The sequence below is a fragment of the Bacillus sp. FSL R5-0443 genome, from assembly GCF_038608285.1.
Lineage (GTDB): Bacteria > Bacillota > Bacilli > Bacillales > Bacillaceae > Bacillus > Bacillus velezensis.
On record NZ_CP152013.1, the window covers coordinates 1,989,185 to 2,015,488 of the forward strand.

22 protein-coding genes and 2 pseudogenes are annotated in these 26,304 nt (G+C 38.8%); 16 read left to right on the forward strand and 8 right to left on the reverse strand.

Annotation, left to right across the window (positions count from 1 at the left end; genetic code table 11):
* Positions 1 to 35 precede the first annotated feature (35 nt).
* The 3 genes and pseudogenes from NYE28_RS10030 to NYE28_RS10040 form a co-directional block, all read right to left on the reverse strand.
* Positions 36 to 317: a hypothetical protein gene (locus tag NYE28_RS10030; RefSeq protein ID WP_059366950.1), complete on the reverse strand. Its 282-nt coding sequence runs from the start codon at positions 315 to 317 to the stop codon at positions 36 to 38.
* Positions 318 to 695 (reverse strand): hypothetical protein, encoded by a 378-nt coding sequence (locus NYE28_RS10035; protein ID WP_160223068.1) that lies wholly within the window; start codon positions 693 to 695, stop codon positions 318 to 320.
* A gap of 134 nt (positions 696 to 829) precedes the next feature.
* Positions 830 to 2,016: pseudogene (locus NYE28_RS10040) on the reverse strand (T7SS effector LXG polymorphic toxin); the annotation flags it as partial.
* A gap of 279 nt (positions 2,017 to 2,295) precedes the next feature.
* On the opposite strand from NYE28_RS10040, the gene NYE28_RS10045 reads away from it, so the two are divergent.
* On the forward strand, positions 2,296 to 2,487 hold the full coding sequence (locus tag NYE28_RS10045) for a hypothetical protein (RefSeq protein WP_160223069.1): 192 nt from the start codon (positions 2,296 to 2,298) through the stop codon (positions 2,485 to 2,487).
* A gap of 311 nt (positions 2,488 to 2,798) precedes the next feature.
* Positions 2,799 to 3,401: a tetratricopeptide repeat protein gene (locus tag NYE28_RS10050; RefSeq protein ID WP_059366946.1), complete on the forward strand. Its 603-nt coding sequence runs from the start codon at positions 2,799 to 2,801 to the stop codon at positions 3,399 to 3,401.
* A gap of 736 nt (positions 3,402 to 4,137) precedes the next feature.
* On the opposite strand, the gene NYE28_RS10055 is transcribed toward NYE28_RS10050, so the two are convergent.
* The gene (locus NYE28_RS10055; protein WP_151280575.1) at positions 4,138 to 5,232 is read right to left on the reverse strand and encodes an L-dopachrome tautomerase-related protein; all 1,095 of its coding nucleotides are present in this window, start codon (positions 5,230 to 5,232) and stop codon (positions 4,138 to 4,140) included.
* A 566-nt stretch (positions 5,233 to 5,798) separates the two neighbouring features.
* Here NYE28_RS10055 and NYE28_RS10060 point away from each other — a divergent pair.
* The gene (locus tag NYE28_RS10060; protein ID WP_007410362.1) at positions 5,799 to 7,190 is read left to right on the forward strand and encodes an MFS transporter; all 1,392 of its coding nucleotides are present in this window, start codon (positions 5,799 to 5,801) and stop codon (positions 7,188 to 7,190) included.
* Positions 7,191 to 7,232: 42 nt separating this feature from the next.
* A complete protein-coding gene (gene xynB, locus NYE28_RS10065; RefSeq protein WP_015239908.1) occupies positions 7,233 to 8,834 on the forward strand; it encodes a xylan 1,4-beta-xylosidase in 1,602 nt (533 codons plus the stop codon).
* 143 nt (positions 8,835 to 8,977) lie between these two features.
* Here the strand turns inward: xynB and NYE28_RS10070 are convergent, their stop codons facing one another.
* A complete protein-coding gene (locus NYE28_RS10070) occupies positions 8,978 to 10,132 on the reverse strand; it encodes a xylose repressor (RefSeq protein ID WP_007410360.1) in 1,155 nt (384 codons plus the stop codon).
* A gap of 263 nt (positions 10,133 to 10,395) precedes the next feature.
* Between NYE28_RS10070 and xylA the strand changes: the two genes are divergently transcribed.
* The 4 genes from xylA to NYE28_RS10090 all read left to right on the forward strand — a co-directional run bounded on the left by xylA (position 10,396) and on the right by NYE28_RS10090 (position 16,786).
* Positions 10,396 to 11,733, forward strand: coding sequence for a xylose isomerase (xylA, locus tag NYE28_RS10075; RefSeq protein WP_015239909.1), 1,338 nt, complete (start codon positions 10,396 to 10,398; stop codon positions 11,731 to 11,733).
* A 131-nt stretch (positions 11,734 to 11,864) separates the two neighbouring features.
* Complete coding sequence (gene xylB, locus NYE28_RS10080; protein WP_132105981.1) at positions 11,865 to 13,364, forward strand: xylulokinase; 1,500 nt, start codon at positions 11,865 to 11,867, stop codon at positions 13,362 to 13,364.
* A gap of 174 nt (positions 13,365 to 13,538) precedes the next feature.
* Positions 13,539 to 16,136 carry a phosphoenolpyruvate synthase gene (ppsA, locus tag NYE28_RS10085; protein ID WP_342490470.1) on the forward strand — a complete coding sequence of 866 codons (2,598 nt, stop codon included), beginning with the start codon at positions 13,539 to 13,541 and terminating at the stop codon, positions 16,134 to 16,136.
* 275 nt (positions 16,137 to 16,411) lie between these two features.
* Complete coding sequence (locus NYE28_RS10090; protein WP_237562747.1) at positions 16,412 to 16,786, forward strand: hypothetical protein; 375 nt, start codon at positions 16,412 to 16,414, stop codon at positions 16,784 to 16,786.
* A gap of 80 nt (positions 16,787 to 16,866) precedes the next feature.
* Here the strand turns inward: NYE28_RS10090 and NYE28_RS10095 are convergent, their stop codons facing one another.
* A complete protein-coding gene (locus NYE28_RS10095; RefSeq protein ID WP_072589120.1) occupies positions 16,867 to 16,965 on the reverse strand; it encodes a YjcZ family sporulation protein in 99 nt (32 codons plus the stop codon).
* Positions 16,966 to 17,479: 514 nt separating this feature from the next.
* On the reverse strand, positions 17,480 to 17,902 hold the full coding sequence (locus tag NYE28_RS10100; protein ID WP_025284779.1) for a hypothetical protein: 423 nt from the start codon (positions 17,900 to 17,902) through the stop codon (positions 17,480 to 17,482).
* Between the two features lie 480 nt (positions 17,903 to 18,382).
* On the opposite strand from NYE28_RS10100, the gene NYE28_RS10105 reads away from it, so the two are divergent.
* Positions 18,383 to 18,568: a hypothetical protein gene (locus tag NYE28_RS10105; protein WP_337681077.1), complete on the forward strand. Its 186-nt coding sequence runs from the start codon at positions 18,383 to 18,385 to the stop codon at positions 18,566 to 18,568.
* Positions 18,569 to 18,965: 397 nt separating this feature from the next.
* Positions 18,966 to 19,374, forward strand: a pseudogene (locus NYE28_RS10110) (DinB family protein); the annotation flags it as partial.
* 137 nt (positions 19,375 to 19,511) lie between these two features.
* Here the strand turns inward: NYE28_RS10110 and adhP are convergent.
* A complete protein-coding gene (gene adhP / locus NYE28_RS10115; RefSeq protein ID WP_327943176.1) occupies positions 19,512 to 20,528 on the reverse strand; it encodes an alcohol dehydrogenase AdhP in 1,017 nt (338 codons plus the stop codon).
* A 1,198-nt stretch (positions 20,529 to 21,726) separates the two neighbouring features.
* Between adhP and NYE28_RS10120 the strand changes: the two genes are divergently transcribed.
* The 6 genes from NYE28_RS10120 to NYE28_RS10145 all read left to right on the forward strand — a co-directional run bounded on the left by NYE28_RS10120 (position 21,727) and on the right by NYE28_RS10145 (position 26,291).
* Positions 21,727 to 21,930: a hypothetical protein gene (locus tag NYE28_RS10120; RefSeq protein WP_017417852.1), complete on the forward strand. Its 204-nt coding sequence runs from the start codon at positions 21,727 to 21,729 to the stop codon at positions 21,928 to 21,930.
* 267 nt (positions 21,931 to 22,197) lie between these two features.
* Positions 22,198 to 23,310: a hypothetical protein gene (locus NYE28_RS10125; protein WP_094031731.1), complete on the forward strand. Its 1,113-nt coding sequence runs from the start codon at positions 22,198 to 22,200 to the stop codon at positions 23,308 to 23,310.
* 306 nt (positions 23,311 to 23,616) lie between these two features.
* Entirely contained in the window at positions 23,617 to 24,060 is a 444-nt protein-coding gene (locus NYE28_RS10130; protein WP_083673799.1) for a hypothetical protein, read from the forward strand.
* A 181-nt stretch (positions 24,061 to 24,241) separates the two neighbouring features.
* Complete coding sequence (locus tag NYE28_RS10135; RefSeq protein WP_094031732.1) at positions 24,242 to 24,658, forward strand: UPF0715 family protein; 417 nt, start codon at positions 24,242 to 24,244, stop codon at positions 24,656 to 24,658.
* Between the two features lie 96 nt (positions 24,659 to 24,754).
* Entirely contained in the window at positions 24,755 to 25,516 is a 762-nt protein-coding gene (locus tag NYE28_RS10140) for an N-acetyltransferase (protein WP_160223076.1), read from the forward strand.
* Positions 25,517 to 25,748: 232 nt separating this feature from the next.
* The gene (locus NYE28_RS10145; RefSeq protein ID WP_160223077.1) at positions 25,749 to 26,291 is read left to right on the forward strand and encodes a GNAT family protein; all 543 of its coding nucleotides are present in this window, start codon (positions 25,749 to 25,751) and stop codon (positions 26,289 to 26,291) included.
* Positions 26,292 to 26,304 lie beyond the last annotated feature (13 nt).

Sequence of the window (26,304 nt, forward strand, 5' to 3'; positions counted from 1 at the left end):
CCTTTTAAAGTTACTATAAGTTTTTTGAGTCTTTATTAATTCCATCTCCAGTTAATTGCTCCGTCAGGGTAAACAGCAGGAACAATGATTCCTCGTTTGCTGCTGTTCTCGTCAATGATGTACCAATTTTCATCTTCTAACCATTCTTTATCGTAGCGAGTTTCATCAAGTTGTCCTTCTTCATCTATAAGATCATTAAATAGATCCCTGAAAACTTCAATTTCTTTTTCAGGTTTTAGAATTCCATACATCCACATTCCCTCACCGGAAACATCATGAATTTCTCCTAATTTCGTACCTTTAAAATATAAAATCATCTATTTTGACTCCTTTTGATGCAATTTAAAATACTCTTTTGGTATTTCGCCTCTTATTAAATATTCAGTATCCCTTTTTGTCCAACTAAGAGCCCTTTTCTTCCAATAATCTGAATGCTTATCATTCTTAATTAGACGTTCAATTTGTTTCGGAGATAAAATAGCTACTCCTTTTACTTCTCCTGATTGAATGGCCTTTCGCAAAGCCGGCAGATTCAATTCAATAGAATTATCACCGTAATTAGTTATTACATTTTTATTCATTGTGAAATTGGTGTATGGACTATTGGACTTTTGAGCTTCTCTATATCCTCCTAAAATATGTTCTGTTACTGTGACTTGTCTGCCTTTATATATACCTTCTTTATTTATTGGCACAAGATTTCCGGTTTCCGGATCAATATGTGATTTTCCTAAGCCGTTAGCTGCTTTGGTAGAATATAAATCTTTATCCCATGATAGAGGTTTGAAGATTTGCCGGCTCCTGTGCTTGCTTTCAATACTTTTCCCGTTCCAATTGCTCCTACAGGTCCAAGAGCAGCTAGAGCGCTATTAAAACTGTTCTCACGTCTCTCCTCAGAAATCTTATTTCCAAACATATCCCGGCCAGTTATAGCCTCACTAAAACCATTTGCAGATGCAAGTCCATAAAGTCCTTTGCTGTAGTTTTGAAGGGCAGGGAATGTCTTAGGTGTTTTATAGATATCAAGCGCTTTGTCTGCCCTATAAATGGCTTTGCTCGTTGAGTAGAAAGCCTTTCCGCCTTTGGCTAATTTTCCGGCCCACCCGACAATCGGAATATACCCTGCAGCAGCCATTCCCCCGGCTGCGACCCGTTGCCCGACAGTAAGTTTTTCACCTGTAACGGGGTCAACTCCATCAGCCGCCCTTTTATAATTATAATATCCGGTAACTTCACCTGTAAAATCACAAACAACATCCCATGTTTTTTCGTACCAAGGCCTGTTCGCAAGCTCTTCCTGTTCCTTCACAATTCTTCTTTCATCAGCCTGTTGCTTTTTGAACGAAAGATATTCGGACGACTGTTTATGTAATCCTGCTTGCATCTGGTGGATTTCACTTTCCCGGTACGCCTTGGCATTATAGTTGAGCGGGGTGGCGTTTTTGCCTTTCCCTGTCGCATCTTGTAATGCCTGAAAATCTGCCATAATGAACGCCTCATTAGCTTCTAACAGCCCATATTTATTTGAAAGGTTGTTATCCAGCTCACCAATTTTTGGGTTGTATCAGAATTATCTAATTTTTGATCCGCGTTATCGGTTGAAAAGAGATCGAGCGGCAGTATATCTGCGATTTCATCAAGGATACCTTTCATTTCGTTGCGCTGCTCTTGCATAATCGCTTTTGATTTATCAAGTGCGTTTGTCAATTCATGTTCAAGGAAAGATTCTTCCACATAAGAGTCTGAAAGGTCGGCATCTTCAATCATAGCTTCTATGTTTGTGAGAAACGCAATTTTCATATCAATCAATTCCAGCCATTCATCTGTGACGCCAGCGTGATCTTGAAATAAAGCTTTGATGTTATCGGCGCCTTTGCCCGAAAAATCGCTGTCGCCCAGGTCTGCCATGCCTTGGAACGCATTTTTCAGGTTCGTCATTTGGCTGCGCAATTCTTTGTGTTCGTTTGCGCGTTGTTTGGCGGCAGAAAGCAGGGTGGTTGCTTCAATGATTTTCATGATCATATCCTTTCGTGATAAAATGTTATTCAAAATTTTACCACGATGAAACCCGGAGTAAATACATAACAAAACTTCCAAATACAAAATAGTTCTTTTGGTTTGGTTTATTTTTACTTTTAGCCTTTGATTCGAACTTTAAAAAATAGGTTGAATTGCCCTTTCCTCTGATTGGAATTGCGGCATGTCGAAAATTATTTCTATATATTACATATTATGCTAAACATATAATGTTTTTTGAGAAAATTTAGAATATTTGTAGAAAGAGGGGTTTATCGTATGAGTAAACTGGCTTCTGAAAGAGTTGCAAATATATTAAATGATTGGTATATCGCGATAAAACAACAAGACGCTGAGTCTGCTGAGAAATATTTTGAAGAGATCAAACCACTTTTAGATGAAATGGAAGAGGATCAAGAGGTTTTAATGTATTATTCTCTGCTGGAAGAAAGGCATAAAATGCTTTTGTAAGTTAAAGGGGAGGAGCTGCCGCCTCATTCATACTTTAATGAGAACCACGCTGATGAAATCCTAAAAACAGACCATATGATTGAATATTATTTTTATTTATTTGAAGCGCTTTTCGAGTCATATAATAGAAATTTCGAGAGCGCCATAAGTTTATTTAATATCGTTGAAAAAAAGCTTTCATTAATACCGGATGAAATTGAAGCTGCAGAATTTTATTCAAAGGTTGCCTCTATGTACATGATGTTGGGCCAGAACATCCGTTAAATTATATAACCAATGCAATGAATATCTTTAAGAATAATGAAAATTACTTGAAGCAATTTGCGACGTCTTTAATGGTGGTTGCTCATAATTACACTGAATTGGGACAATACGAAAAATCGGAGGAACATTATTTACAAGCAATTAAAGTGGCAAAGAAATTGGAAGATTCATTTTTCGTGGCTATGATTCATCACAATTTAAGCATTACATATTCAGAAGCGAAGCGGCCGCAAGATTGTCTTAATGCCATTAAGCATGCATTAAGAAATAAAGAGTGGTGTGGATTATCGTATTATATAAATTCATTATATATGATCGCAAAAGAGCTGGTGATGATGGGGGAAAACAATAAAGCATCATATTATTTGAAAAAGGGACAGGAAAATCTTAGACAAAAACAAAATAAAATATACGAAGCTAAAATAAATATTATTCATGAGCTTTCACAAAGTCCTTTAAATGAGCGTGTTGATCGGATTCACAGTCATATGAACAGATTAGCAGAACAAAATGACTTTGACAGCATTCGCGATCTAGCTCTAATCACTTCAAAAAAATTTGAAGAAAGGGGATTTTATAAAGAGGCTCTAAAGTTTTCTAATAAAGCTATTTTAGCTGAAAAGAAAATGAAGCAGTTGGAGGGAATTTGATGAAAAAGAGAATTCTTTTTGCGGCATTATCTGTTGCTTGTTTGAACGGGGTAGCTGTTGCGGGTTTTATGGGGTTTTCTAATAAACATGTAGCTGAAAAGCCAGTCGGCACATAATAAAAATCAAGTCTCAATTAAAAGATGGGGGGTCATAATATGACAAAAGGCGTTAAAATAACATTATGGAGCATCTTAGGGATAGTCATCGTGTTAATGATAATGGGAGTTGTCTCTTTTTATCAGACCTCATCTTCATAAAGTGAAAAAATGTAATTAATCCCGTTATATGTACCTTTAGATTACAATAAAAATCTAAAAAGAAATAGATGTGGGCGCCCACAAAGACACCCACAAATATAATATCCTTGATGATTTGTTATTCGAAGACAAATAACAAAACCTTTTTAATTCAACGTTTATCATGCATTATGACATTGAAATATTGTCTAGGTTATAATCCGCACACAGGTTCATCCGTGGGAGCGCGAACAATATATGTCTCAGTATTAATCTCTCAATCCCTTGGCACTATTGGTGTCAGGGGATTTTTTGGTTTTGGTCATAAGATTAAAAGAACAACATTTTTGGTCCTTGACCAAAATATGACCAAAAAAATTGAAGTTATGAATCTAACTCCATAATTGAGGACACGTATTTATTGTAATCCCTTATTCGGTTTAGGATGAAGGCTAAATGAAGCCAATTATGTTCTAAAATTGAACCGGCCATTTTTATTTTCAAAAAGCAGGAGCAGGAAATTCATCAATTTTGATACGAAGTAAACTATAAGGTTTCTGTCGTAAGTCCTTTCCATAATGAAATCTAGCCTGCCGATGTAATTGGTTCACGATGACATATAAGTATTCATCCGGACCAATCGAAAAAGTATCCGGCCATAAAATTCTCGGATCATGTGCGATGGTTTCCATTGTGCCATTCGGCAGCATCTTTCGAATACTATTGTTCTCATAATCTCCGGCATAAATGGCTCCTTTTGCATCTGTAATCATTCCATCAGACGCGCCTTTTTCTCCCCAATACGCCACATGATAAAGTAAATCCATGTCCGGTATATTTCTATCTCTCAGGGCTTCTGTTGAGATCGAGAACAGATGACGGCTGGTCAGTGGACAAAAAAATAATACCTTTCCGTCAGGAGAAATCGCAATACCGTCGGATGCCAGCCTAAATGGGGAAGTTAAACCATCCCTGTTACGATTCATCAAAATTTTGCCTTCTACTTTCGGTATAAAATAGGAATCCGGTGAAGTTGGATTTGCTCCATTTAACCGTCTAAATGCGTTTCCGGTTTCTAAATCCACGACGATAATCGCTCCTGGTCCTTTGGAAGAAGAATCCGTTATATAGGCATAACCTGCAGTTCCAACACGAAAATCAAATCGGACATCATTCAGGTAAGTTGTTGGAAGGACAACATCTTCTGTAAAGGTATAAACTCTGCTGATTGTATTGGTTTTTAAATCAACAGCGACTAATTTTGCCCCGCCTTTAATTGGTTCAGAAAAATTGGGTGCCGCCGTATCTAGTACCCAAAGCGTTCCTCTTCCCTCAGTAACTACACTTTGGACACTGATGAAAGTCATTTTGATATTCTCAGGGTTAACCAAATTGGTTTGTAAATCAGGATAAGGCTGCAATTTATCCCCAACTATCTCCGCCACCGTAAATTTAACATCGTCTCCCCATTTCGGAAAACAAATGAAAATACGACCAGTTTCTGAAACAGTAACACCGGTAGGCATAGCTCCATAAAATGCATAAACCAGTTCTAAATCCCCAAAATATTTTTCAAAAGGCAGCATAGGTTTCATAATATCCTCCTCAACCAATTAAACGGGATATCACTTATATATGATTCGCATTTTTTCAAGTGCATGTTTCTTAATAAGTTTTTCTAAACAAAAGATGATGGAAGTGCTTATCATGTAATAAGTCAGTCAGGTGACACAGGGGGATTTTTACTTAACGTCTGTCGAAGCAGTCGGCAATTACAACATGGTATGTCCTTTGGTCGGTTTTAAATTCTCTGAAAAAAGAGTTGAAAAAGCAGAAAAGATTTTATAATATGAAATCAAGTTAGTTTGTTCGGTCAACAAACTAATAAAACCACTTTAATTGTCCATCATGTAAAGGTCTTAAATGGGAGGGGGATAAGAGGCTCGATTTAATTGGAGGTATATAAAAAGCGAAAGCCAAGCTTTTATCTTGTTCACTGCTATCTGATCACCATTTGGATGTTGAAAATGCTCTGTGAAAGTAAACCGCTGTCATTTTTTGAAAGCGCTTTTATACACCGCTCACTGGCCGATAATTTTAAATAAAATGTTATACCATTTCATCATGTTCCTTATGTAAAGGATCGAAAAGGGGAGAAATCATGCTCAGTGAAAATGTAAAGAAGATCAGCATGGTTGAAAAAGTTGGATATGCGTCTGGAGATTTTGCTTGTAATTTAATTTATGCAACAGTGTCTACGTATCTTTTGTTCTTCTATACAGATGTATTTGGTTTATCGGCAGCAACAGCCGGTACGATGTTTTTAGTGGTTAGAATCATCGACGCTCTCGCTGATCCTTTTATCGGAACAATAGTTGACAGAACAAATAGCAGGTTTGGCCGTTTCAGACCGTATCTTTTATTCGGAGCTTTTCCCTTTGTCATATTGGCAATACTCTGTTTTACAACCCCGGATTTTTCGGATATGGGGAAATTAATATATGCCTATATCACCTATGTCGGCTTATCGCTTACATACACCATGATAAACGTGCCATATGGCGCGTTAACATCTGCAATGACCAGAAATAATCAAGAAGTTGTTAGTATAACGTCTGTCCGTATGTTATTTGCAAATCTTGGAGGACTTGTCGTTGCATTTTTTGTTCCCTTACTGGCTGCTTATTTAAGCGATAATTCCGGCAGCGAATCTCTTGGCTGGCAGCTAACCATGGGTATTATGGGAGTTATAGGCGGGTGCCTTTTAATCTTTTGTTTTAAAAGCACAAAAGAGCGTGTCACGCTTCAAAAATCGGAAGAAAAAATTAAATTTTCGGATATATTTGAGCAATTTCGTGTTAATCGGCCTCTAGTTGTATTAAGTATTTTCTTTATTATTATTTTTGGAGTGAATTCAATCAGTAATTCGGTTGGCATCTATTACGTAACGTATAATTTAGAAAGAGCGGATTTAGTGAAGTGGTACGGTTTGTTGGGAAGTTTGCCTGCTTTGGTCATTTTACCGTTTATTCCAAAGCTTCATCAATTATTAGGGAAGAAGAAATTACTAAACTATGCATTATTACTGAATATGATCGGCCTCTTAGCTTTACTTTTCGTTCCGTCAAGTAATGTATTCCTGATACTTTCCTTTCGATTGCTGGCTGCTGCAGGAAGTCTCACTGCCGGGGGATATATGTGGGCGCTTATTCCTGAAACAATAGAATATGGAGAGTATAAGACCGGGAAAAGAATGGGCGGTCTCATATACGCTATTATCGGATTTTTCTTTAAATTCGGCATGGCCTTGGGAGGGGTTGTACCGGGTTTGGTTCTAGATCAGTTTGGATATGTGGCAAATCAGGTGCAAACGCCGGAGGCATTGACGGGAATTTTAATTACAACAACCATTATTCCCGTGTTCTTACTGGTTCTGGCCATGATTGATATTAATTTCTATAACTTAGATGAGAAAAAATATAAAAGCATGGTTCGAGAATTAGAGAATAGAGACAAAGTTTATTTGGATCATATTGACGATTTCAAAGCTTAAAACATGATGAGTCAACAGAAAATAGCTGAGGAGGAGTTCAAAATGAAGATTATCAATCCAGTACTTAAAGGATTCAACCCCGATCCGAGTATTTGCAGGGTTGGAGAGGATTATTATATCGCTGTATCTACATTTGAGTGGTTTCCGGGAGTCCAGATACACCACTCAAAAGATTTAGTCAATTGGCACTTAGTTGCACATCCATTACAGAGAGTTTCGCAATTAGACATGAAAGGAAATCCTAATTCAGGCGGGGTCTGGGCGCCATGTTTAAGTTACAGCGACGGAAAGTTTTGGCTGATCTATACGGATGTTAAGGTTGTAGATGGCGCCTGGAAAGATTGCCACAATTATTTAGTGACTTGTGACACGATTGATGGTGATTGGGGGGAGCCGATCACATTAAACAGCTCGGGTTTTGATGCTTCTTTGTTCCATGATACGGATGGGAAAAAATATTTATTAAATATGTTATGGGATCAGCGTATTGATCGGCACTCCTTTGGAGGCATTGTCATGCAGGAATATTCTGATGAGGAGCGAAAACTAATCGGCAAACCGAAAGTGATATTTAAAGGAACCGAAAGAAAGCTGACAGAAGCGCCGCACCTTTACCGTATCGGGAACTATTATTATTTATTAACCGCAGAAGGAGGAACGCGGTTCGAACATGCTGCTACAATTGCCCGTTCTGCAAATATTGAGGGCCCATATGAAGTTCATCCCGATAATCCTATCTTAACGTCATGGCATGCGCCGGAAAATCCGCTGCAAAAATGCGGACATGCATCCATTGTACAAACACATACAGGTGAGTGGTATTTAGCTCATTTAACGGGACGTCCCATTCATCCGGACGATGATTCAATTTTTCAGCAGAGGGGATATTGTCCTTTGGGCAGAGAAACTGCTATTCAAAAACTCTATTGGAAAGATGGCTGGCCATATGTAGCAGGCGGAAAAGAAGGGAGCTTGGAGGTGGTTGCGCCTTCTATACCAGAAACAATGTTTGAAGACACGTATCCGGAAGTTGATGAATTTGAGGATGCAACATTAAATATCAATTTTCAAACGTTAAGAATCCCGTTTACGGAGAAATTAGGTTCATTAACTCAAGCGCCAAATCATTTACGATTATATGGCCATGAATCCTTAACTTCGACATTTACTCAGGCATTTGTAGCCAGACGCTGGCAAAGCCTCCATTTTGAAGCGGAAACGGCTGTTGCGTTTTATCCGGAAAATTTTCAGCAAGCTGCTGGTTTGGTGAACTATTACAATACAGAGAATTGGACGGCTCTTCAAGTCACACATGATGAAGAACTTGGTCGTATTCTTGAATTAACGATATGTGATAACTTTTCTTTTTCACAACCTTTAAAAAATAAAATTGTGATTCCTCGTGAAGTCAAGTATGTCTATTTAAAAGTGAATATTGAAAACGAAAAATATTATTATTTGTATTCATTTAACAAAGAAGATTGGCACAAAATCGACATTGCATTAGAATCGAAAAAATTATCAGATGATTACATCCGCGGCGGGGGATTCTTTACAGGAGCTTTTGTAGGGATGCAATGCCAAGATACGAGCGGTCATCATATTTCGGCCGACTTCAGATATTTTCGTTATAAAGAAAAATAATTAGCACATGAAAAAGGAGATTTCTATTTTAGAACTCCTTTTTCATATTAGAAGGTGCCCATGTCAGTATTGATTCAGAAATACTCCTAGAATAAAAAAACCCATCTTTAAAGATGAGCTTAAAACATAGAAGTATGTACATTTCAGTTATGAACCATGTCGAGAAAATGATCGATAACAATGGAGGACATTCCTAGAGCAGGGGCATTTTTTCCTAAGATAGATGGTAATAATTCATAGCTATTGTCTAGTTGGGAATAAACCCTGGATGACACTTCGCTTTTAATTGAATGTAAAACCATAGGATGCGATTCAATGATGCTGTTTCTTAAAATGATGGCTTGCGGATTAAATGTATTTAAAATATTGGTCAGGCCTATTCCTAAATAGAAACCAAAATTCTGTAATGCCTGTAAAGTTCCAACATCATTCAGATGGGCAAGGTCTATGATATCTTGGCTGGACACTTTTTTCTCTTTCGTCTGAAGAGATGTTAATAAAGCCTTCTCTGAAGCATACAATTCCCAGCAGCCTCGGTTTCCGCAGCTGCATTTAGGACCCTTAAAGTCTATTGTCATATGTCCCATTTCTCCAGAGAATCCGCCAACCCCTCTATATAAATGATTGTTGATCATAACGCCGATCCCTATTCCTGTACCGATACTTGCATAAATAATGTTATCGTGATTTTTTGCAGCACCAAATACTTTTTCTCCATATGCGCCGGCATTTGCCTCATTTTCAATAAAAACGGGCACATTGAACTTCTTTTGGATGAAAGATTTTAAGTCAATATCTCTCCAGTTGGCGTTCGGAGCGAAAACAATTTTTTGATTTTTGTCAATCAGCCCGGGCGCGCATATCCCTATACCAATAAGACCGTATGGAGATTGCGGCATTTTTGCAATAAAGTGATGAATCATCTCAATTAAAATATCTTTAGTGATTTCTGGAGAATTGCATTCCAAATGATGGTGTTGATCAAGGACGATCGTCCCTTCAAGATCTGTTAAAATGCCATTAACATAATCCACGCCAACATCTATTCCTACGGAGTATCCTGCTTTTTTATTAAAAACAAGCATGACGGGTCTTCTGCCGCCGCTTGATTGTCCCTGACCTATTTCAAATACGAGGTTTTCTTTCATTAATGTGTTTACCTGTGAGGAAACAGTTGATTTATTTAATCCGGTCATTTCAGATAATTTTGCTCTTGAAATAGGTGAATTTTTAAGTATTTCGTTTAGTAATAACTTTTGGTTAACTTTTTTGACAAAGGCTTGATCAGCGATATCCACTTCATCCACTCCATTTGTATAATCTTTAAATTAAGTTGAACGTTCTGTGTTATCGTGCGAAACGCAGTACATAGCGAATCCAACCTTTATTATATCTAATGTGTTCGTAAAAAACTAAAAAAAATATTGAAAATACTGATGAGGTTATATAAGATGAAAATAAGTTAGTTTGTTTAGACAACAAACTAATGTGCAACATGATATAAAAGCATTTGTATTTGAATGATCATGTTTAGAATTTATTTTTAAGGGGGAAATCACACATGGCTCACTCTCATTCCGGTTCGGTCAACTATTTTGAAAGCGCAAACAAAGTGATTTACGAAGGGAAAGAATCCACGAATCCTTTAGCATTTAAATACTATAATTCTCAAGAAGTAATTGGCGGAAAAACGATGAAAGAGCATTTGCGATTTTCTATTGCCTATTGGCATACATTTACCGCTGACGGCACAGACATTTTTGGCGCAGCTACGATGCAGAGACCGTGGGATCACTATAAAGGCATGGATCTGGCGAGAGCGAGGGTAGATGCAGCGTTTGAGCTGTTTGAAAAACTGGATGCGCCATTTTTTGCTTTTCATGACCGGGATATCGCACCGGAAGGAAGTACGTTAAAAGAGACAAATCAAAATCTGGATTTAATCGTGGATATGATAAAAGACTACATGAGAACCAGCGGCGTTAAGTTATTATGGAATACTGCAAACATGTTTACGAATCCCCGTTTCGTCCATGGTGCGGCGACTTCTTGTAACGCAGATGTATTTGCGTATGCCGCAGCCCAAGTAAAAAAAGGATTAGAAACAGCAAAAGAGCTTGGCGCCGAGAACTATGTATTTTGGGGCGGACGTGAAGGGTACGAAACTTTGTTAAATACCGATTTAAAATTTGAGCTTGATAATATGGCCAGATTTATGCATATGGCAGTGGATTATGCGAAGGAAATCGGGTATACAGGGCAGTTTTTGATTGAACCAAAACCAAAAGAGCCGACCACCCATCAATATGATACGGACGCAGCAACAACCATTGCCTTTTTAAAGCAATATGGCTTAGACAATCATTTTAAATTAAATCTCGAAGCCAATCATGCCACATTAGCCGGGCATACATTCGAACATGAATTACGCATGGCGAGAGTGCATGGCCTTCTTGGCTCTGTTGACGCGAATCAGGGTGATCCGCTTTTAGGCTGGGACACAGATGAATTTCCGACAGATTTATATTCTGCGACATTAGCAATGTACGAAATTCTGCAAAATGGCGGTCTTGGAAGCGGAGGATTAAACTTTGACGCAAAGGTCAGGAGATCTTCTTTTGAGCCTGATGATTTACTATATGCCCATGTTGCAGGGATGGATACATTTGCAAGAGGGTTGAAAGCCGCCCACAAATTAATCGAAGATCGTGTGTTTGAAGATGTGATTCAACACCGTTACCGCAGCTTTACTGAAGGGATTGGGCTTGAAATTGCAGAAGGAAGAGCTGATTTTAAGACACTTGAGCAATATGCGCTGAACAATCAGCCAATTAAAAACGAATCAGGGAGACAGGAGCGGTTAAAAGCGATATTAAATCAATACATTTTACAGGTATAATGAAAAAAGAAGCTCCAGATCCCGCTGTAAAAAGATGCAGGCAGCCAAGTTCCCGGAATTGCCCGTCATGAAGTTACTGTTATGGCGGGTCAATTCAATGGGGATCTATTTAGAGAGGAAGGAGTGAAAAAATGAAGTATGTCATTGGAATAGATCTTGGTACGAGTGCCGTTAAAACCATTTTAGTCAATCAAAACGGCAAGGTTTGTGCAGAAACGTCCAAAAGTTACCCGCTCATCCAAGAGAAGGCGGGATATAGTGAGCAAAATCCTGAAGACTGGGTGCAGCAAACAATTGAAGCATTGGCTGAATTGATTTCGATATCCAACGTTCAAGCCGGGGATATTGACGGGATTAGCTATTCAGGACAAATGCATGGGTTAGTACTGCTTGACCAAGATCGGCGAGTGCTGCGTCATGCGATTCTTTGGAATGATACCAGAACGACGCCTCAATGTAGCAGGATTACCGAGACATTTGGCGATCGTCTGCTTGATATCACAAAAAACCGTGTCCTTGAAGGGTTTACATTACCTAAAATGTTATGGGTGAAGGAACATGAGCCTGAACTTTTTCACAAAACCGCTGTTTTTTTGCTTCCGAAAGACTATGTGAGATTCCGCATGACTGGCGCCATTCACACTGAATACTCCGACGCAGCGGGAACGTTACTTTTACATATGACCCGCAAAGAGTGGAGCGATGAGATTTGCAATCAATTTGATATTTCAGCGGAAATTTGTCCTCCGCTTGTTGAATCCCATGACTGTGTAGGATCGCTGCTTCCGAGCGTTGCGGCGAAGACTGGGCTGTTGGAAAAAACAAAAGTGTACGCCGGGGGAGCAGATAATGCTTGCGGTGCTGTCGGAGCCGGTATTCTTTCTTCCGGAAAAACATTATGCAGTATCGGGACGTCAGGAGTCATACTTTCCTGTGAAGAAGACAAAGAAAGGGACTTTAAAGGGAAAGTGCACTTTTTTAATCATGGAAAGAAGGATTCTTTTTATACGATGGGAGTCACGCTCGCTGCAGGGTACAGCTTGGACTGGTTTAAAAGAACGTTTGCGCCGAACGAATCGTTTGAACAATTATTGCGGGGAGTGGAATCTGTTCCGATAGGAGCAAATGGACTGCTGTACACTCCTTACTTAGTCGGTGAAAGAACGCCGCATGCTGATTCATCTATTCGGGGAAGCTTGATCGGAATGGACGGAGCCCATAAAAGAGAGCACTTTTTGAGGGCGATAATGGAAGGCATCACATTCTCTTTATATGAATCAATTGAACTATTCCGCGAAGCGGGAAAATCAGTTGATACGGTTGTCTCTATTGGCGGGGGAGCTAAAAATGAAACGTGGCTTCAAATGCAAGCTGATATTTTCAATACGAGGGTGGTTAAGTTAGAGAATGAACAAGGTCCCGCCATGGGGGCTGCGATGTTAGCTGCCTTCGGAAGCGGGTGGTTTGACTCTCTTGAAGAATGTGCAGAGCAGTTCATTCATGAAGCAGCTGCATTTTATCCAAAAGAACAAAATGTTCAAAAATATAAAACACTATTCGAGTTGTATAAGAACATTTACGTTCACACAAAAGATCTCAATACAGCTTTAAAGAGCTTTCGACAAAAATGAAGAAAGAACCTCGCCAAATTGGCCAGGTTCTTTTTATATTGCACAAAAACAGACACGGTGATATAATCAGAACACGCGCGCTTTTTGTGTGAAAAGTCATAGTTATCCATCTTATATTATGATTATATCATGCTGAAAAGCTCTTGTCAAATTTTTTTGAAGGGGAGATATAGAATGAGTTCTTTGGTTCTCGGCATTCACGAAATTGAAAAAACACAGCCTTTGCTCGTAGGAGGAAAAGGGTTACATTTAGGGGAATTATCAAAAATTCAAGGAATACAAGTACCGGAAGGATTTTGTGTCACAACCGCAGGATATCAAAAAGCCATTGAACAAAACGAAACGTTACAAGCGCTGTTGGATCAACTGACCATGCTGAAAGCGGAGAATCGCGATCAAATTGGTGAAGTCAGCAAAAAAATCCGGCAAACCATTATCGAAGCAGAAATTCCTTCAGATGTAGTCAACGCAGTTGCTTGCCATCTCTCCCGGTTCGGCGAAGAACATGCCTATGCCGTACGTTCCAGTGCGACAGCTGAGGATTTACCGCATGCCTCTTTTGCCGGTCAACAAGACACCTATTTAAATATTACCGGCGTCGATGCGATCTTGCAGCATATCAGTAAATGTTGGGCGTCCCTATTTACGGATCGCGCTGTCATTTACCGTATGAAAAATGGGTTTGATCACAGCCAAGTTTATTTATCCGTTATCATCCAAAGGATGGTGTTCCCTCAGGCTTCGGGAATTTTATTTACCGCTGATCCGATGACCGGAAACCGAAAACTGCTATCCATCGATGCCGGTTTTGGACTTGGTGAAGCACTGGTCTCCGGCTTAGTCTCTGCCGATTGTTATAAAGTACAGGACGGGCAAATCGTCGATAAGAGAATAGAAACTAAAAAATTGGCTATCTATGGACGAAAAGAAGGCGGAACAGAAACACAGGAGATCGCTCTTGATCAGCAAAAGATTCAAACACTGACTGATGAACAAATTTTACAGCTGGCACGTATCGGGAGACAGATCGAAGCTCATTTCGGCCAGCCGCAAGATATCGAATGGTGTTTGGACCGCGATACTTTTTATATTGTCCAAAGCCGTCCGATCACAACGTTATATCCCGTTCCTGAAGCGAACGATCAAGAAAATCACGTCTATATCTCTGTTGGTCATCAGCAAATGATGACGGATCCCATAAAACCCCTTGGATTGTCTTTTTTTCTGTTGACGACTGCTGCACCCATGCGTAAAGCCGGCGGAAGGCTATTCGTTGATGTCACACATCAACTGGCATCCCCTAATGTCAGAGAAGTTTTCTTAAAAGGCATGGGGCAGCACGATCCGCTCTTAAAAGACGCACTTATGACCATAATAGAGCGAGATGATTTCATTAAGCCGATACCTGATAAAACGGCACCGATTCCCGGCAAAGGCAATGCAGATATGCCGGAACAAGCTGAAAACGATCCGGCAATTGTTTCTGATTTGATTAAGAGCAGTCAAGCATCAATAGAAGAGTTAAAACAAAACATCCAGGCGAAATCAGGATCTGATTTATTTCGTTTTATTTTGGAAGATATCAAGGAATTAAAGAAGATTCTATTTAACCCAAAAAGTTCGGTGTTGATTCGAACTGCAATGGATGCTTCATCATGGATTAACGAAAAAATGAACGAGTGGTTAGGTGAAAAAAACGCAGCAGATACGCTTTCTCAATCTGTACCCCATAATATTACTTCAGAAATGGGGCTTGCGCTATTGGACGTCGCCGATGTGATCCGCCCTTATCCAGAAGTAATTGCCTATTTAGAGAATGTAAAAGATGATCACTTTTTGGATGGGCTGGTGACGTTTGAAGGCGGGCGGGAAACCCGTGACGCTATCTATGCTTATCTCAACAAGTACGGAATGCGATGTGCCGGAGAAATTGATATGACAAGAACTCGATGGAGCGAAAAACCAACTGCACTTGTCCCTATGATTCTTAATAATCTCAAAAACTTTGAGCCAAATGCCAGCCAGCGGAAATTTGAGCAAGGGCGGCAGGAGGCGTTGAAGAAAGAACAAGAGTTATTAGACCGATTGAAGCAATTACCGGATGGTGAACAAAAAGCCAAAGAAACTAAACGAATGATCCGCATCATCCGGAACTTCAGCGGGTTCAGAGAATATCCAAAATACGGCATGATCAGCCGTTACTTCGTTTATAAGCAGGCTTTACTGAAAGAAGCCGAACAACTCGCAGAAGCGGGCGTTATTCATGAAAAAGAAGACATATACTATCTCACTTTTGAAGAACTTCAGGAAGTCGTACGCACACATAAATTGGATTACCAAATCATCAGCACACGAAAAGGCGAGTATAAAGTATATGAAAAACTATCTCCGCCGCGTGTTATCACGTCTGACGGTGAAATCGTTACAGGCGAGTACAAACGAGAAAATCTCCCGGCCGGAGCGATTGCAGGGCTGCCCGTTTCCTCGGGGGTCATAGAGGGGCGGGCACGGGTTATTTTAAACATGGAAGATGCCGATTTGGAAGATGGGGATATATTAGTTACCTCCTATACTGATCCCAGCTGGACACCATTGTTTGTATCCATAAAAGGCCTGGTCACTGAAGTTGGCGGACTGATGACCCATGGAGCGGTTATCGCGCGTGAATACGGCTTACCTGCAGTTGTCGGAGTTGAAAATGCAACTCAATTGATAAAAGATGGGCAGCGAATCCGCGTTCATGGAACAGAAGGCTCTATTGAAATATTATAATAGCGGGGGTGTGCAGCACGTCACCAGATATTTCCCGCATTTTACTAAGAAAAGCCGGAACCTCTTAGAGGAGGAATCTGGTTTTTTTTATGTGAAAATGACTCAATGTGTGAACACCGCATTTTGCGGGTGAGCCCTTCAGTGACTAAATCTTTTTATGAAGGTGAGTAATATCCTTTTTAAGTTCACAACATCTGTAATCCGATGAATTAAAAACGCCTTAGTAACAATTATTTAGGGGCTATGTTCATGAACAAGTCTTTATTCAAAACAAAATGACCTATTGGGTTAATGGCGTTAAAGATGAAGATAAGTCTGGTGTCTTTGAAAGAGAAAAGTCTGCAGAAGATACAACGGACCCATCATCAAACATGCTGAGTGCTAAGTATTGGACGGAATATGTATCAGATTGTTTAGGCGATAAGAATATTAGCCAATGGGCAATCACTGGTTTAGCTATTTTATATGGAACTTCTTGCGAATTGTTGATTTTCGGAATCGTTTTTAAAGAATGGATCACAACGCCTTTTGGATTGTTCGCCTCATTCTTCATAGCGGCAATATTTGGCGCAGGCAGGGGAGGAAACTCTCCCGCTTACCAGAGTAAAAATAAAAAATGTTTATCTCAGATTGGTTTTTTTAAAAAGTAAAAACGCCATAAAACTTCTTATGGCGTCTGTCCGAACTAAGGGATGCAATGTTTGGGAGACGAATATAAATCGTCAATGTGCTAGAAAAGGAATGCAGCACCTACAATGATTAACAAAATGAACAGCACAACGATCAATACGAAAGAGTTTCCGCCATAATTTCCACCGTAGTTCCCCATATTATTGCCACCTCCTGTTGTTAGGATAGTACATAATATGCCGGACGATAAAATTCGACATAGATTTAAGTCTAAATAAGAAAAAATGGATGTTAATGTCTAAAATGAAGAGCTTCTAAAACAATAAAATAATGGGAGGTTAACTGAAAGAGAGAAATGGATGGGACGGTTTGCTGTTTAAAGAGGAGGGATATGGCTAAACATGCAATAAAACTGTGTATGAAAGTGGTGAGCCATGAAGTTACTTCATCATGCAGAGCCACATACGAAGAGGTACAGGGAAATTATAGTAAACGAAAATATTCATCATTTCCCGGGCAAGCGCAGTATACGACAAATCAAAACAAATCACAAAGGGACGGAAGGTACGATACAAGGAGGCTGCTTGCGGGTTTGTGGTGCAGATAAAGTTTCCGTTTCAAAAAGGTCGTATGTTTATTCGAAACTTTACGTTTATTCCTGCAGAATGCTTGTAAAAGAAAGTCGGCAAAACTGCCGACTTTCCTAACGGAATTTAGATCTCAACAGATCTAAAGAAACCATCGACACTATCACCGGTGCCGCTATCATATTTCAGGATGTATTCTCCTTTTTGGTTAACGCTGAATTCCTGAATGAACGTTTTCCCCGCATTTAATGTCGTAGAGGATAAGAGTGTATTCCCATTAGGATAATTAATGGTGAATTTGAAAGATTTGCTGCCGTCATTCGCAACAAAAACTCTGATTTTTCCTGGAGAGCTGCCTTGATAGTTGAATGAAACCTTACCGGTACCGCCAGAAAAAGGCTGACACGCAATATACGGAGCGTCACATGACCAACCAGCAGGTTTCATAACTTTATCTGGATTTGGCAAGGATTTTGCAGAAACATCTGCAGTCCCCAGTAGTGGAATTAACCCAAAAGCAAGAGCGCCGGCAATAATTTTCTTTTTCATTCGTATTCTTCCTCTTAATAGTGAATGTGATACAGCTATAAATTTACAATATTTATAAAATAATTCCTTCTTTTTCAAGTTGGGAGAAGGAGAAAAAATTTAAAGAGGACAAATAAATGTCACAAATTAACAATCCGTACACTGCAGTAAACTGGTCAAAGCATGAAGATGATTTCACTCTAATGATTTACAATCAATATGAAACGCAGAGATTGCATTGAACGGCGGTCTCCTCACTGGAAGTATCTGGAGTTAAAACGGGCGATCGATAACCCTGTGCGGGGACATCAGCGTATCCAGTTCAGAATAAGGAAGAAGCTGCTTGATTAAGTGAGGTATATCATTTAGGCAACGATGACCGGGGCGGCTGCGGATCAACTGAAACGAAGTATATTCCCAGGCAAGTAGTATTTCTTTAACGTGAAACTTTTATAAAGCATTAACGTATTACTTTATAAAGGTAAATAAGGAGGCTTATGAATGGGATTAAAAAATTTCTTTAATACTGAGTTAAAATGCTCTATCTGCGGAAAAACATTAAAATCAGGGGATGAGATAACAGCTTATCTTACACTTCCGAGTGAGAAGAAGGTGCCTGTGGGGAGAATGGATAAAGTGTTAAGCAAACACTCTGATAAGGTCTGCTGTAAAAAGTGCAGTGAGTAGGTTTTTAGTGTTATGAGGAACCTCTGGCGGGTTTCCTCATAACAAATATCAACCAATTAAATTAGAAAAAAGCGAAATTGTGATGATTAAAGTAGATAAAGAACTGAGGGATACCAAAGGGATCATTTTTCGTTTACTTTGCTTTTTTGAAGGTTTGTTTAGCTCGTGGATCACTGCACCCCATAAAAGCATGGATGCTAAAATGATAAGACTCATATGTAACAACACTCCTTTGTTTCTATAAATTTTACCATATATATCACAAGGATGTCGATTGAACGAACATCTCTATAAAAAGAAGATGTTTATCTAAAATTGTTGAGAGATTCAGTGAACTATTATGTAGATTAAATTAGAGAAGTTCGAAAAAGGCCTCAAATTACTCAGTGAAGATGAATATGAAGAGGTTCACAGTTCATATCCTACAATTGCTCAAACGTTCAGTCACATCTGCGCGGTGGATGTTATGTGGCTGCAAGTACTTAAAGGAATAGACATGCAGGAAGCATTGGAAGGTTCTATGGCTTATGCGGAAAGGGCTCATTTATATTCTGCAGATGAATTTGCGGCGTCTTATGAAGAACTGGCTTCACAGTTTGAAGAATGGATGAATAGCCAAACAGATGTAGAAAAAAATGAACTTAAATAATCCTTGGTTAGGTTACAGAGAAACTGCTTACTCAGAAATTTTATTCCATGTTGCCAATCACGGAACTTATCATCGGGGCAGCATAACAACTATGTTAAGACAGCAGGGCTACGCTTCGGCAATGAATGACCTTGTATTATATTGGTATCAGGATTAGTTCAGAGAATACTTGCAAAATGAATAACCGCTGAATGGTCTGTAAAGTTTCTTTTCTGAACTAAATGACATCTGGGTGGGGCGCTGAGCAAGAATAGAGATCAAAGGCTGCCGTATCATTCCCGGCAGCCTTAATGATTAGGAAGTAAAATCGATAACCATGCGGCCGGTCACTTTACCTTGCTCCATTTCTTCAAAAATATCATTCACATCTTCGATCGGGCGTTTTGTCACTTTAGGTACAACTTTACCGTCTGCAGCAAATTGAAAAGCTTCCTTCAGGTCTTCTCTGGTACCTACTAATGAACCTACAACCTGAATTCCATCTAATACGAGACGGGGAATATCTAAATCCATTTTGTCCACCGGTAAACCGACAGCGACTACGCGGGCTCCTGCTTTTACAACATCAATCGCTTGATTGAAAGGGGTTTTAGAGACAGCTGTGATGACCACAGCATCAAGCCCTAAATCGTTAGTCACTTCTTTTGCTTTAGCGACGGGGTCTTCGTTTAAACTGTTTACAACCGCATCAGCGCCTAAGCTCTTAACAAAATTCAATTTTTCATCGCTAATGTCGAAAGCAATCACTTTAGCGTTAAAGACATTTTTTGCATATTGAACAGCCAAGTTGCCTAAACCGCCGACTCCAAATACACCGATCCATTGACCTGGCTTAATTTCACTGACTTTAACGGCTTTATAAGTTGTTACACCTGCACAAGTAATGCTGCTTGCTGCTGCAGGGTCTAAATTTTCCGGCACCTTTATTGCATAATCAACCGCTACGATTGCTTCTTCAGCCATTGCGCCGTCAACTGTATAGCCGGCATTTTTTACATCGCGGCACAAGGTTTCACGGCCAGTTAAGCAATATTCACAGCAGCCGCAGCTTTCAAACATCCAGGCAATAGAGACGCGGTCGCCCTTTTTCAGACTTGCTACACCTTCACCAATCTCAGTTACAATGCCTATTCCCTCATGACCTAAAGTGACGCCAGTAACATCCCCGAAATCAGCATTTTTAACATGTAAGTCAGTATGACATACACCACAGTATTCCATCTTAACTTTGGCTTCACCGTGTCGCAAAGGACGTAATTCTTTTTGTACGATCGCTATACTTTTGTCTTTTGTTGCTACTACTGCTTTCAAATCATACACCCCTTTCGAATATTAGCAGAAAATTTTTACTTATCTTACAATTTAGCACACTGCTCTTATTTTGAAAACCCTTACATTTTTTGCGGACAAGTGTCTCAACAAAAGTTGAGGGAGCCATGCAGGGAGGAATCTATGGATATCATGTGTCATCTCCAAATGCACAGAATTTACATATATACATAAATAGATGCGTTTTCAAAGGAGGCTTTTTTTGAGCGATAAAAAGCTGACGGAAGATAAATTTGACAATCACCGGCTCACTAAGTTTTTGCCCTTTATCAGCCCTAACCCTGTTACATCATGTAATCCGGTTCAAAGATACCTTAAAATCGATAAAACTTCGTTCATAAGTCCGTTTTCCAGCGTGAAAGGAGACGTGAGTTTAAGTAGCGCCAAATGCTGCTATTCGTGCGATTGGTTCAAATACAAATCTTCAAGAGGGAGTCATTTTACATGATTTGTTAAAACAATTTGTTTCAATCAAAGATAAGGCATATTCCATTTATATCGGAAACAATGTAAGTGTCGGACATGATACTCTCATTTATGGCCCTTGTTATCTTGGAAATCACACGTTCATCGGACGAAAAGCAAAATGCGAATATCCTGAATTAAATTGATGCATGAGAATTGGCGCCCCACGATGCAAGGTCAGATAAGTTTTGAGAGTCAGATTTCGGTCAGGGATTCGCAAAGGGAAGAGTTAAAAGCTGTTCATCGGATATTTGTGGGGAAGCTGCAAGAAGGGTCGAAGGTGAGCAGGGCGGCGGATTAAAACTGACCTTCCCTCAAATTTTACCCCAATAGGATTGACAGGAGGATACAATCATAAAAATAAAATGATGCTTCGCGAATGAGCCTAAAAGCGGCTCTTTTATAATCCGTCTTTAACGCTTTAACGTAGAAGTTCAGCACTCGTGGTTCTGCTGGATAAGACAGCTTTTCTTATACAATTAGCATATTGAAGTTACTTATTTTTACATAACTGTTGGAAATGGTCTTTCCATCTGAGATAATAAAATTCATCTTGATTGATACATGGGGGAGTAAGGATGGGCCGTTTTTATCAAGCGGCACGCAAACCATTTTACAAACAAATTCCTCAAGCGGTTTTATAACCGAAGAAATTAGTGCTTTGGATAAACGCTGTAAGAAGGACTCTCTGTTTAAATAAACGAGGTGAAAATCAATGAATGGTATAGAATTCTTAGAATCTGTGTCGCGACTTGGACAACTCATTTTGGTGTTTTCCTGCTACGCCGTTTATTGGAAATTGGGTAAAACGAAAAGGGAGCGAAGACTTACAAAATTCGAAGCTTTGCTTAGGTTCTTTGTAATGTTTGGTCTATCTGCATGGGGGCTGTCGTTTCTTGCTTTGAATTTGTGGTCATAATCTTTCTGCCGATATTTGACTTAATGGGCTGTTACACCACTTTACACTTTCGGGAAACTCACTAGACATCATCTTCTGATACTGTCTTTAGTGATTCAATAAACGATGTAATATTGTATTTAAAATATTATGTGCGAACATTCATCATGAGAATCGGACGTATTCCGAGCGTATTTATGGGGAAATTGACTGTTTTATGATAATGTGTTAATATTATGCAGTAAAATTATTGAACTATTATGTGATTATTAGATTACGGAGGTACATATGAATAGAAAAAGTAGTATGTTAATGAAAATAGTTTCCTCAGTTTCTATCTTGGGCTGTGTAGGTTTTGTAACTGAGTCAGGTTCACAAACTTCTTTTATGAATAACGTAGCTTCTGCTGCGGAAGCAGGCATTCTTCCTAGTGAAAATGCTTCATTATTATCTGAGTCGGGAGATATAAGTCATTATCATTTTGTTAATTCTAGTTCTGTTTTTAATTATGCTGATAACAAATGGGTTTATAAATCATCTACAACACCCATTAAAGATGTTAAATCATTTGATGGCAAAAACCTATATGCTACTGCGGACGATGGTTATTATGCAAAAATACTGAAATGGAATAATAGTTTAAAAGTATGGGATCAACTTGCGAGTTTTAGAGGCGGGCCAATTTTTGATTTAATCAAAACAAGTGATAATAAATTTGCTGCCGGTGGAGGAGAATCACGCAGATATGGGATCAGTTCAACAATTTTCACATCAATTGGCGGTGATGCGAACTGGTCACAGAAAGTCAGTGGTTATAAATCCAAAGAGTCAAGTTACACCACGGGTGGCTACTTAGGTGTCGTGTACACTGGAGTTGCAATTGATGATAAGATTCTTATGTTCGGTAACTCATATGCTACAAACTATATAAGTGAGTCTTCAGATGGTATTAAATTTACCAGAAAAGGAAGTTTTGATGGTGAATATTTTGATGCTATTTACAATGGAGATAAGGTGGTGGCCGTAGGACAACAAGCAGGAGGGACATTTAGCGATTATGGTTTAGTTGCTGTTTCATTTGATAAAGGCGAAAGTTTTCAAACGACGGTACTGGGGTATAATGCTCCTCTGAATTCTGTTACTTATAAAGATGGAGTATACATTACTGTAGGAGATCTTGGATCAATTTATTATTCTGAGGATGCGCACAATTGGACTAAAGCATCTTCCCCTACAGCCAACAAACTAAATGATGTTGAATGGGATTACGTAAATAAACGTTTTGTTGCAGTAGGGGATTCCGGCACTGTTTTATTCTCCTTAGACGGAAAACGATGGATTTCAGTAAACAGTGGAATAAAAAATAATATTACCAATGTTGTTATGATGGAAAACTCATAATGACAAATGAAAAAAGCAATACCTTTTTAGGTATTGCTTTTATTATATTAATTCGACTAATTCTACCACTTAAATCAGCTGTTTAATTCGTGAGGAGAGTTATATATTGAGGTATATTAAGTTACTTAGCTATACTTTTTTTGCAGAACTATGTGCCAAACATAGTATCCTCCCCCTATAACCAAGCTGAATATGTTCCTTAATTAATAATTAGTGGCGTGTTGATAGGCTATTTTAGTTTTGTAATTAGTCTATAAATGCTCTTTAATATTTTGTTACATAATGTATGATAAGGAAGTGGGGGGGATGAATATGAAAAAGATAGGGTTGGGTATCGCAGGAGTTTTTTTAACATGGTGCTTGGGGATCGGAACTGTTTCGGCCAAAATGACAAAAGATGAACATAAGGTCAGCTTTAAAATGACAGAGAATGAAACAGGTTTCTTTATGGCTGACGACAAAAACCTTCATTATTGGCCGACTAAGCTGGGATACAGGTTCACCATCTACAATGCTGACGGGTGTACATTGAATATCAAACTGCAGAGAATTACACTGGCAGGAGATAATTTTACCCTTAGTGAAAAGAATTTCACGGGTAATCATTTGAATTTGAGCGCGGCTGATAAGGTGAATGGTGATGCAAACAGAAATCATTACTTATTGATCACAAAAGGAGCCGGCTGCGGAGATGTGTGGATTAAAGGCTTTTACGGATTCGAACACGATGAGCCGGATGCAGATTGGTGAGCGATACACAGTCAAGGTATTTCCTTGACCTTTTTTAATGGCAAAAAATTTCTGGATATTAAGATAGTGAATTGATGATCTGCCAAAAAAACATAGATCTTTTAAAGTGATGGATATATACTGATTTTAAACAATAGGAAAAAAATGAAAAATATATTTTTATAAAAAGCAGGTGAAATATATGGGAGCGGCGACTTGGAGCAAAAGGCAAAGCTATACTTACACATTGGCTTTTTCAAGTTTGTCGTATGGTTTGATCTTCGGGCTATATATGTTTGTATACTCGGGTTTTGTGCCATTTGCATTGGTTACTGTGGTTATCATTGCTTTTTACGCATTGATTACTTACTTTTTGTTTGCTGTTCCTGTGCAACTATGGCTAAGAAAGAAGCCTAAAAAGTTTAGTTTGGTTCATCTTTTCATTTATACAGCAGTCGCTTTTTTAGCTGTGTTCTTGTTCTGGTACATAGATAATCCGCCAATTGATTTCACAGTTTTCAGAACTTTCATTTATTACATAATGAGCATTGTTGCTGCGTTCATATATTGGTTCTGGGACTCTATATTTCTGAGAAATTACAATACTTCCCAGAAGTAAAGCTGATGTTCTAAAAAAGACCGACTAGCGCCATGCCCAGTCTGCATTGTTCAAATTGAAATTCATGTGATGAATCCAGAAAGCGGGTGAGGAAAAATGGAATACATTGAGTTGACTAGGGACAATATTGATGACAATCATATTTGCTGTGCATTAGGTACGAAACAATATGAGGATGCGGTAAATGAAAAGAAGAGCTGGCTCAAGGATCGGATGATTGATGGCTTGGTGTTCTATCGCCTAAACGAACGGGCAAAAGTTTTTATTGAATATTTACCTGCAGAAGAAGCGTGGGTCCCGGTAAGCGCACCTCATTTTATGTTTATTAATTGTCTTTGGGTCTCAGGTAAATATAAGAATAACGGACATGCGAAACACTTGTTAGAAAAATGTGTGTCAGATGCAAAATCCCGCGGTATGGATGGGATAGTTCATATAGTGGGGAAGAAAAAACTCCCTTATTTAAGTGATAAGCATTTCTTTGAACATATGGGATTTGCTGTGCAAGATGAAGCAGAACCCTATTTTCAGTTGATGTCACTGACGTGGAATAAACATGCATATCCTCCTGTATTTAAAAAACAGGTGAAAAGTAATTCCGTTAATGATGAGGGAATCACAGTATTTTATACACCTCAATGCCCATTTGCAGTCGGATTGTTAAAGGATTTAAAGGAACTGACTGAAAAGAAAGGACTTCATTTTCAGGCCCGGCGAATAACGTCAAAAGATATGGCGCAAAAATCCCCGGCAGTTTGGACGACTTTCAGCGTGTTTTATAATGGGACATTTCTCACTCATGAGATGATGAGCGTGAATAAGTTTGAAAAAATACTTAATAAGCTTTTAATGGCTTAACTTTGTTTTAATTACTATTCCTCGTTTCTATATTCGATACTGAGGGTTTTTCACGAAAATTGTTCAGTACTTTACATCGCGGGCGGCAAATGAATGATTATTGTTTTTGACAAAGATGATAACGTCCATCATTATAGTAAAAATAGATTGAGATAAGTTCTTCAACAAACGAATAAGATCTGTTGAAGAAGTTCTTTTCAAAGATCGATAACAATGAAACAGGAGACTGCAAATGCAAAAAATTGAAACCCTTCGCTTAATTTTAAGAAATTTTACCGAGAGAGATGCGCAAGGTCTGTTGGAATATTCTGCACATCCGAGAGTGAATTGCTTTCTTGATGACAGAATGTCTACGTTAGAAGAAGCTGCCGTAAACGTTCAAAAAAGAAGCCGAGATGACTCTTATATTGCAGTTTGTTTAAAAGACAGTAATGATCTGGTCGGAGAACTATTTTATTTAAAAGAAGAGCCAGATATCTATTCTGTTTGTTGGAATTTCAATGCCCGTTTTGAAGGGAAGGGATACGCAAGTGAAAGTGCGAAGGCTTTCTTTGAGTATCTCTTTATGCAAAAAGAAGCAAGAAGGCTTTATGCATATGTTGAAGATAATAACTGCAGGTCACAAAAATTATGTGAAAGATTAGGAATGCGTAAAGAAGGTTATTTTCTTGAATTTATTTCATTTACTGCACACGAGGATGGAACACCTAAATATGAAAACACTTACCAATACGCATTGCTAAAGAAAGAATGGTTAAAACAAAAACATAGTTAATAGAATTTGTGGG

Coding starts and splice junctions, on each gene's coding strand:
- NYE28_RS10030 (WP_059366950.1), bottom strand. CDS start 317: ATGATTTTATATTTTAAAGGTACGAAATTAGGAGAAATTCATGATGTT.
- NYE28_RS10045 (WP_160223069.1), top strand. CDS start 2,296: ATGAGTAAACTGGCTTCTGAAAGAGTTGCAAATATATTAAATGATTGG.
- NYE28_RS10055 (WP_151280575.1), bottom strand. CDS start 5,232: ATGAAACCTATGCTGCCTTTTGAAAAATATTTTGGGGATTTAGAACTG.
- NYE28_RS10060 (WP_007410362.1), top strand. CDS start 5,799: ATGCTCAGTGAAAATGTAAAGAAGATCAGCATGGTTGAAAAAGTTGGA.
- xynB (WP_015239908.1), top strand. CDS start 7,233: ATGAAGATTATCAATCCAGTACTTAAAGGATTCAACCCCGATCCGAGT.
- xylA (WP_015239909.1), top strand. CDS start 10,396: ATGGCTCACTCTCATTCCGGTTCGGTCAACTATTTTGAAAGCGCAAAC.
- xylB (WP_132105981.1), top strand. CDS start 11,865: ATGAAGTATGTCATTGGAATAGATCTTGGTACGAGTGCCGTTAAAACC.
- ppsA (WP_342490470.1), top strand. CDS start 13,539: ATGAGTTCTTTGGTTCTCGGCATTCACGAAATTGAAAAAACACAGCCT.
- NYE28_RS10090 (WP_237562747.1), top strand. CDS start 16,412: ATGACCTATTGGGTTAATGGCGTTAAAGATGAAGATAAGTCTGGTGTC.
- NYE28_RS10095 (WP_072589120.1), bottom strand. CDS start 16,965: ATGGGGAACTACGGTGGAAATTATGGCGGAAACTCTTTCGTATTGATC.
- NYE28_RS10100 (WP_025284779.1), bottom strand. CDS start 17,902: ATGAAAAAGAAAATTATTGCCGGCGCTCTTGCTTTTGGGTTAATTCCA.
- NYE28_RS10105 (WP_337681077.1), top strand. CDS start 18,383: ATGGGATTAAAAAATTTCTTTAATACTGAGTTAAAATGCTCTATCTGC.
- NYE28_RS10120 (WP_017417852.1), top strand. CDS start 21,727: ATGAATGGTATAGAATTCTTAGAATCTGTGTCGCGACTTGGACAACTC.
- NYE28_RS10125 (WP_094031731.1), top strand. CDS start 22,198: ATGAATAGAAAAAGTAGTATGTTAATGAAAATAGTTTCCTCAGTTTCT.
- NYE28_RS10130 (WP_083673799.1), top strand. CDS start 23,617: ATGAATATGAAAAAGATAGGGTTGGGTATCGCAGGAGTTTTTTTAACA.
- NYE28_RS10135 (WP_094031732.1), top strand. CDS start 24,242: ATGGGAGCGGCGACTTGGAGCAAAAGGCAAAGCTATACTTACACATTG.
- NYE28_RS10140 (WP_160223076.1), top strand. CDS start 24,755: ATGGAATACATTGAGTTGACTAGGGACAATATTGATGACAATCATATT.
- NYE28_RS10145 (WP_160223077.1), top strand. CDS start 25,749: ATGCAAAAAATTGAAACCCTTCGCTTAATTTTAAGAAATTTTACCGAG.